The sequence below is a fragment of the Thalassomonas sp. RHCl1 genome (assembly GCF_947387555.1).
Classification (GTDB): Bacteria; Pseudomonadota; Gammaproteobacteria; order Enterobacterales; family Alteromonadaceae; genus Thalassomonas.
In genome coordinates, this window is record NZ_CANDNZ010000019.1 from 93394 (window position 1) to 101426 (window position 8033).

An 8033-nucleotide genomic window follows, 5' to 3' on the forward strand; every position below is an offset into this window, starting at 1 on the left:
TATTCGTCAGCAAGACTTGTTGTCGTAAGCATCAAGCAGGTAAAGCAGCTGATAGCTAATTGCTTGTGGAAAAGTTTTTTATCGGCAGGAAAAGCCGCAGACAAAGAAAAATACCAGCACAAACTTTAGTACATTGGGCTGAATTTGCAAGAGAATATCGAAAGATTCACCGGGTAAGCGTGTGTTTGCCTGTTTTTTGAACATTGGCTGGTTGTTTGTTGTTCGGCTGGTTTTTTTGCGGCTGTCCACAATTCTTGTGGATAACTCTGTTAGTAATGGCTTGATTCTGTCCCCAAGGCGGCGGCTTGTATACGCCTTGATTTAAACGGTTGAATTATAACCAATTCAATTTTGTTGGTCTTTGTTATCGTTTTTTGCGTAAACCAGGGTTGTAAAACCCTGACGGCGGAGCTGTGATCAGCTCCGCCATAAGCTTTGTTTTAAGGCATCCAACTGTAACTGACTTTGCAGAAAAAGGTTTTTTGCCGGCGCTGGAGCCGGTCTAAGCTGTTGTCCTGGGCGCTGTTATCGGAATAACCGAGATAAAAGACCGATTGCGGGTTGAGTTTGTAGGAATAAATGAGCTGGCTGGATAAGCTTTTGTTTGTTCCTAAATAATCATCGCTAAGGTTGGGGTTGTTATCCGGGTTTCGCTCGATGTCCGAGTAGACCAGGCTCAGCTTTAACGCGCTTTTTACGTCAAACTGGTATGAAATGCGTAAATCAAGCAAATTCTCGGTATAGACCTCGGCTTTGTCGGCTTCGAGTTTGATATAGTTTTGGTACAAGTCGAAGTAGAGATGATCGCTGGCATGGATCTGCAGGTAAGTGGTGACTTTGGCGATATCTCCCAAACGGTTGTTGTTGTAGTCTATCTGATCGCCAAATTGATAACCTACACCGGCAAAGATGCCCGGCGTTGGCTGAAATTCCCCATAGAGTTTCAGCTTTTGCTCGTCAAACTGCTCACTGTTGCCCAGGATGCGGTTGTCCGCTGAATTAAACCGTAAACCTGTTTTTGTTGCTTGCTGGTATTCCAGGTCTATTTCGCTTAAGTAGGGGCCTAAGACTTGCAGCTCGGTGATCAGCTCACGTGAAATAAATTCATCCTGCTCGTTATGGCGTATGGTCCATTCGCTGCTGATGTTGGCCTCGGTCCACACAGAATCGCTGGTACCGTAGAATAAACGTTTTGCTTCCAGCTGGCTTTCTTTGAAGTCGGCCCGGGTCATATAGCCGAGATCGGCGCGAAAGTCTTTGCCTATTTGCTGGTGGCGGGCGCCGAGCTGCCAGAATTCCGAGTCGTGCTCCAGGGCAAGTTTAAAGGCCTGGTCATCACGTTTATCTTCCTCTTGATTGCTAAGCAGGACAATGCCCACATCTTCACTTTCATCCCGGGTGTCGCTATGCATGAGCTGGGCAATCAGGGTGTTGGAGTCGGTGATGCGGTATTTGCTGTCAAGGCTTAGCAGGGCGTTATGGTAATCATCATTTAACCTTAAGGTTGAGGTAACGCCAAAGGTAAGATCTTCACTCTGCTCATAGCGGTAGCTTATCGCCGCGGCGTGGCTGTCTTTGTCACTGACCACCAGCGAGGAGCTTAAGTTACCCGGCTTGATATAACTGGTTTGGGTATCATTGGTAATAAAGACCCCGTAACTGTGGTTATTGTCACGGCCAGTGAGTTTTACCCCGTAATCGGGATCGCTGATATTGCGGGTATGCACCAGGTTATAGTTACTGGCAAAGTAATCGGCATTTTCCAGAAAAAAGGCACGTTTCTCGTCATAAAACAGGGAAAAGTTCTTGTTGGCGGTTAATTGCGCGCTGTCGGTTTCGACGTTGGAGAAGTCGGGGTTGATGGTGGCGTCAAGCTGGGTATCTGCGCTGAGCCCCCAGCTGAGGCTAAGCCCGGCATCGACATCATCTTCTTGTTGCCAGTCGCTGCCGGCAGTGTAAATGTCCCGGTGACTTTCCTGTGAAACCACCAAGGAAGGGGTTAATTTGATATTAGAGCCCATTTTTGCCTGTTTAAAACCGGTGATTTCCGGCATCTGGCAAATCCAGCAGGCATTGTCGCGGTCCAGGGGAATATGGGATATTCTTAATCTTTCATCTCTCGGGTACAGGCGCACCAGTTCGATGGCCCAGGTTTTGAGGTCGGTCCCGGGTTTAAAGTTTAAGGTACTGTAGGGGATCGCCATTTCAACCTGAAAGCCGTCGGCGGTTTTTTTGCCGTAGGATTGCCAGAAGCCATCCCAGAGGTTATTGCTTTGTCCGGTGAGTTCGTTGGTAATGCCGTCATGCTGTACCCCGAACGGGTTAACAAAAAATTTGTAATTCAACCGCCGGTTATTAAAGGTATCGAGCTTGATCCCCACCAGATCGCCGTGCCAGGAGGAATCTCTGTCGGTCAGATAGCCCATGATGTTTTCGGGCTCTGGATCGTCGGCGATAAAGGCAATATAAATATATTCGCCGTTTTCGATGAGTCTGGCCCGGGTTTGTACCGGACTGGGCTGATTTTCCCAAGGGTCATTGACGATATTGAGAGAGACCTCTAATGCATCCTGCCATGCCTGGTCGTCGATTTCGCCGTCTATGGTAATGGTTTGTGAAGAATAGGGAATATTAAGTTGTCCCTCAGGGACCGCCGTTGTGTTTGCGTATGCCGCCTGGCCGGCAACAGTGAACAAGATCAGCGCTGTTGCAAAAATACAGCTACTCCTTAGCACAGGCATTTTTTCTCCAAAAGTCAGGTTTATTGTTTTTATTGTCTGCCCCTAAATACGGGCGCTAGATGATTACAAATTTCTTATGTAAAAACAATTGTTATTCTACCCTTTGATCGCAATTAATGCGCTAAATAATGTCAGGGTAAAAGGATTAATTATCGTGAAGCATTGACAAGATCTTTGTCTTTTTAGCACAATCGGTGGCAGAAAACCTTTATACCGGATCCGCGCTTTTACCCAGGCCTGAATTTTCCGCGCCTGCGAGCGAAAAGATAAGAAGTTGATATGCCTTTTACCCCGTTAGATATTATTGCCCTGGTTATATTTGTTGTACTTTGGACCGGCTATACCTGGTTTGCCCGTAAAAAGGCAAAAACAACCGATTGTATTGCCCGCTGTTTACATCAGCACAGGATACACTGGATGTATGAGATCATGGTCCGGGATATCCGGGTAGGGGATGCGGCCTTGCTGGCAAATCTGGAGCGCAATATTGCCTTTTTTGCCTCCAGCACTCTGCTGATACTCGCCGGTGTACTGACCTTGTTTGCCCAGGTTGAACGGCTGGAAGATGTGTTGTCTTCTATTCCTTATGCCGACTTTCCCAATCACCTGGCGATACAGTTAAAATTGACGCTGCTGGCCTTTATTTTTGTTATTTCATTTTTCCAGTTTACCTGGTCGATGCGCCAGTACGGTTTTTTGAATGTGATGATAGGGGCGGCTCCGCTGGATACAAACGGCGATAATCAAAACCTGATGCAATATGCCAGGGAGATGGCGATAGTGCAGGATCAGGCCGCCCATTCTTATAATTACGGCCTGCGTTCTTATTATTTTTCCCTGGCGGTGATCAGCTGGTTTTTCCACCCGGCGCTGTTTATTTTTGCCAGTATGTTTGTTGTCTATACCCTGTTTATCCGGGAGTTTCGCTCCAAGGCGGTAAAAGCCATTACCAAAGGGCAGGCGTTATTGAATCAGGAACGTGAGCAAGGGCAGGGAGGCGGTCAACATGGGACATAAGTACAGCCAGTACAGTGTCGAAGACTTCGATAAATTTGATTGCCTTAAATTGTCTAAAAGTATTTATCTGGTGTTGCTATTTGTGCTGCGCGGTTATCTGGTGTGGTTAATGTCGGTGACCAATATGCAGGACAGGGTCGGTATTATCCAGTGGCTGTATCCGCAAACGGCGTTGTTTTACCTGAGCCTGATTTCCGGGACGGTGGGGCTTTTTGTGGTGCTGGTGATCAGCTTGCGCCGTCCGGAGGCAAAAAATTGGGTCAGGGTGAGCTGGTCATACTGCCGTGGTTTGCTCATTTTTGCCCTGGCCTTTGATTTTATTGTCTCCCTGCTTGGCTTTTTTTACTGGCAATTGTTGTCTGTGTCCTGGCTGGTGATGCAGGGCAGCGTGATTGCGGTGCTGATTTATTTTTGTTTTCGCAGTAAGCGTATGGCCATCAATTTACAAGAGTTTCCGGAAAAATTACCCGAATAAGCTGCCGGGCGGGCAGCTTAACCTTTTATGCAGGTTTTTTAACCTGAATGCTTCTTTTGAGCTTTCCCCTGAGAACAGCACTTTCCACTTAGTCGAGCTTGCTGATGCCGCTGATCGGCAGCTTTAAATAATGTTTATTGCCTTCATCTGCGGCGGGTAACTGTCCGGCAATGATATTAAATTGTAATGAAGGATAAAGCAGCCTGGGGATGGCAAGTCCGGCATCCCTTTGCTGGCGGGTGCTGACGTATTCCTGCTCGCTGACGCCGCAGGCAACATGAATATTCATTTCTTTTTGCTCGCTTACCGGGCAGGCGTATCTTAATGCTCTTTGGTTTGGCTGGTAGTCGTGACACATATATAAGGTGATGTCATCCCCCAGCCGGTAGATTTTCTGGATCGACTGATAGAGTTGTGCCGCCGAGCCGCTGGGAAAATCGCAGCGGGCAGAGCCCGAGTCCGGCATAAATAAAGTATCGCCGATAAAGGCATTGCTGCCGATAACATAGGTTAAGCTGTCCGGGGTATGGCCCGGGGTAGCTAAAACCTTGATGTGACATTCACCCAGGGGCAATTCATCGCCGTCATCAAGCAAGCGGTCAAATTGCTCGCCGTTAGTGTTTAGTGCTTTGAGATTAAACACTTCTTTAAAGGTTTGTTGAATTGAGGTAATTTCACCGCCGCAGGCGATATTGCCACCGAGTTTCTTTTTTAAATAACTGGCGGCGGTGACATGGTCTGCATGGGCATGGGTTTCCAGCAGCCACTCAAGTTGCAGATCATTCTCCCGGATATAGTCGATAACCTCAGTGGCAAACTCAGTGTCTATTTCACCCGAATAAATATCAAAGTCTAATACCGGGTCAATCACGGCACATTTTCGGCTTTCGGGACAAGTGACGATATAGCACAAGGTGGATGAAGGCTGATGAAAAAGGGCTTTGATATTAGGGGTCATAGTTTGCTACCGGTTCGCGACTAAAGGACTAAAAGGAATAATATATATTATATGGTTATATGTAGGCCAGTAATATTACCCCTTAGATGAAATTTGTTCTGTAGCGCTTTTTATTGATGCCCAAATAGCATAATAACTGTTGCTATATTTTGTCAGGCATTAACAAGTTAGCGTTATTGTATTGGCCGGCGGCATCGACAAGCATTTATTAAGGGTGTACCATTTTCCCCGATGTGCGGTGTTTATCTTGTGCCGCCGCGAACGTTAGTAAACGTGAATACCAGTCGAAATATTGCCGTCTTTAGGATACCTATAGTGAGTGAAGTAAATAATAAAGAACATCGTTTGATCATACTCGATACCGAAACCACAGGTATCAGTACCCGGGAAGGGCACCGTATTGTTGAAATAGGTTGTGTGGAAATGATCAACCGCCAGTTAACCGGGCGGAACTATCATGTCTACATCAATCCGTTAAAGTTTATGGAACAAGAGGTTATTGATGTTCACGGTTTAACCAATGAATTTCTGCAGGATAAACCGGTATTTTCACAAGTCGCCAATGACTTTATTGAATTTATCCGCGGGGCCGAGTTGGTGATCCATAATGCCAAGTTCGACGTCGGCTTTATGGATCATGAATTTGCCATGGTCGGGCAAAATTTACCCATGACCGAGGATATCTGCACCGTGACCGATACCCTGAAGGTTTCCAAAGATGAATTCGGCTCGCCGAAAACCCTGGATTATCTCGCCCGTTTTTATAAAGTGGATAAGTTGGTCGACCGTACTTACCACGGGGCATTAATCGATGCCCAGTTACTGGCTTTTGTTTATATTGAAATGACCCGCCGGCAGGAAGTCTTTAACCTTTCCTCCGATGATAGCGGCGGTGGCGACAGTAACAGTATCCGAAGATTAACGACCGAGCGGGCGCCGTTAAAGGTTTTAGCGGCAACGGCCGATGAAGTGACTGCACATCAGGAACGTCTGGCTATCGTAGCAGAAAAAGGAGGAACGCCGTTATGGCGTTCATAAGAAACCATGGCAGGACTTTATAGAGGTTTATTGCTCACGGCACTGTCTGCTTTAAGCTGGATTAGCGGTGCGCAGGAATTACCCCATGAAATTGAATATTATCAATCAGACGATAAAACCAATCAGATCTCCTATTTTGATAACCGTTTTCGTATTGATGCCCAGATAGAAGAAGTGACCATGATCTTCTATCGTGCCCATGGCAGCCAGCCGATTATTCTGGTGCGGCCGGACGGCAGTAAGCTGAAAATTAATAATCTGCCGGAAGATAAAGTGGAATGGTACGATGACAGTACCTATGACATGATCAAAATTAAAAAACCTATGCCGGGTCCCTGGCAGGCGATAGGTAATATTTTGCCGAAAAGCAAAATCATGGTGCTTTCTGAAGTCAAAATAGAAGTGGAGTCTTTACCGGAAATTTTACTGGCGGGGGAAACCTTAAAAGTCACCGGTAAATTATTTAACGGCGACCGGGCGATCGATATCCCGGGGTTCAGGGATGTGATCCATCTTGATGTTGACTTTTATAGTACCAATAATTCTGCCTATGATAACTTTGGCGCCGAGCCGATAAAGCTGACCACTTTCCGTGATGACGGCAGGGATCTGGACGAATATGCCGGGGATAATCTGTTTACCGGCGAGTTTGTGCTAAATTTTGCCCCGGGGGAATGGCAGCCTATATATGTGATCAAATTGCCTATGGCCACCCGGGAGCTCAGACAAAATCCGGTTATTCTGCACCCGACGCCGGTGACCATTAAGGTGGATACCACTAATGAAGAAGAGCAATTCCACCAGGTACATTTTGTTATTGATGATGAATTTGTCGATCCCGACAGTCTAATTTTCCAGGGCAACTTTGTTTTTCCCGACCGTCAGGTTGAAGCCTTTTCTATTATGGAAGGCAGTGGCGGTGAGCGTATTAAAGAGCTTGCTTTTACCGAGCCGGGTATTTATCGGGTAAAAGTCAGGGCATTTGGCAGAACCAAAAATGGCCGGGAGTTTCGCCTGGTGATCCCGGAATTTGCCTTTAATGTTGAGCCCAAAGCAGATGATATTAATTTTACCGTAGATGCAGACGGGCAAACAAAGAAGTTATCCGAGGAAGAAGTGGCCCAGCAACTGGCGGAGCAACTGGCGTTTGAGCAGGAGCAGGAAAGAATAAGAAGGGAAGCAGAAGAGGCTAAAAAGCAAGAAGAGATGATCACTATTGTTGTTGTCGGCAATATTGTGATTCTTTTTATCGCCCTGGCGGTCTTTTTTACCTTACAGTGGCGTAAGAAAAAGTTAGCTAAACCGGAAACAGAACAGGAATAAGGTGAAGGCGGGCGAAATAAGCTGTTAATTTTTCGCCTGACGGGCATCTTAACAGCAAAGAATGCGCGTTAATCGAACGCTTTGTTTAGCAAATGCGCAGCCGGTAAATTATATGAAAAAAGATGTTGACGGATACACTTCATAACCGTATTATCTCCGCCGCATTCAACGAGTTGTTGTTGAAACGCAGAGTTTAAATCGCGGAGTGGTAGTTCAGTTGGTTAGAATACCGGCCTGTCACGCCGGGGGTCGCGGGTTCGAGTCCCGTCCACTCCGCCAATTTAAATCTGATTATGCATCTCTGCGGAGTGGTAGTTCAGTTGGTTAGAATACCGGCCTGTCACGCCGGGGGTCGCGGGTTCGAGTCCCGTCCACTCCGCCAATTTAAATCTGATTATGCATCTCTGCGGAGTGGTAGTTCAGTTGGTTAGAATACCGGCCTGTCACGCCGGGGGTCGCGGGTTCGAGTCCCGTCCACTCC

At 46.9% G+C, this 8033-nt stretch carries 6 protein-coding genes and 3 tRNA genes; 7 read left to right on the forward strand and 2 right to left on the reverse strand.

What is annotated here, in order from left to right:
• Positions 1 to 440 precede the first annotated feature (440 nt).
• Positions 441 to 2741, reverse strand: coding sequence for a DUF5916 domain-containing protein (locus QL234_RS29250; protein WP_281561271.1), 2301 nt, complete (start codon positions 2739 to 2741; stop codon positions 441 to 443).
• A gap of 279 nt (positions 2742 to 3020) precedes the next feature.
• Here QL234_RS29250 and QL234_RS29255 point away from each other — a divergent pair, with 279 nt between their 5' ends.
• Both QL234_RS29255 and QL234_RS29260 read left to right on the forward strand, forming a co-directional pair.
• Positions 3021 to 3758 carry a DUF599 domain-containing protein gene (locus QL234_RS29255; protein ID WP_281561272.1) on the forward strand — a complete coding sequence of 246 codons (738 nt, stop codon included), beginning with the start codon at positions 3021 to 3023 and terminating at the stop codon, positions 3756 to 3758.
• Positions 3748 to 4233 (forward strand): DUF2919 family protein, encoded by a 486-nt coding sequence (locus QL234_RS29260; RefSeq protein WP_281561273.1) that lies wholly within the window; start codon positions 3748 to 3750, stop codon positions 4231 to 4233. Before QL234_RS29255 ends, QL234_RS29260 begins: the two co-directional genes overlap by 11 nt.
• Before the next feature lie 88 nt (positions 4234 to 4321).
• Here QL234_RS29260 and QL234_RS29265 read toward each other — a convergent pair whose 3' ends face one another.
• Positions 4322 to 5191: an MBL fold metallo-hydrolase gene (locus QL234_RS29265; protein ID WP_281561274.1), complete on the reverse strand. Its 870-nt coding sequence runs from the start codon at positions 5189 to 5191 to the stop codon at positions 4322 to 4324.
• Between the two features lie 315 nt (positions 5192 to 5506).
• On the opposite strand from QL234_RS29265, the gene dnaQ reads away from it, so the two are divergent.
• The 5 genes from dnaQ (at position 5507) to QL234_RS29290 (ending at position 8033) form a co-directional block, all read left to right on the forward strand.
• Positions 5507 to 6229, forward strand: a complete 723-nt coding sequence (gene dnaQ / locus QL234_RS29270) for a DNA polymerase III subunit epsilon (protein ID WP_281561275.1) — start codon at positions 5507 to 5509, stop codon at positions 6227 to 6229.
• Between the two features lie 6 nt (positions 6230 to 6235).
• Complete coding sequence (locus tag QL234_RS29275; protein ID WP_281561276.1) at positions 6236 to 7552, forward strand: TIGR03503 family protein; 1317 nt, start codon at positions 6236 to 6238, stop codon at positions 7550 to 7552.
• A gap of 202 nt (positions 7553 to 7754) precedes the next feature.
• Positions 7755 to 7831: transfer RNA gene (locus QL234_RS29280), tRNA-Asp, on the forward strand.
• Positions 7832 to 7857: 26 nt separating this feature from the next.
• Positions 7858 to 7934, forward strand: a tRNA-Asp gene (locus QL234_RS29285).
• A 26-nt stretch (positions 7935 to 7960) separates the two neighbouring features.
• Positions 7961 to 8033 (forward strand) — tRNA-Asp (locus QL234_RS29290).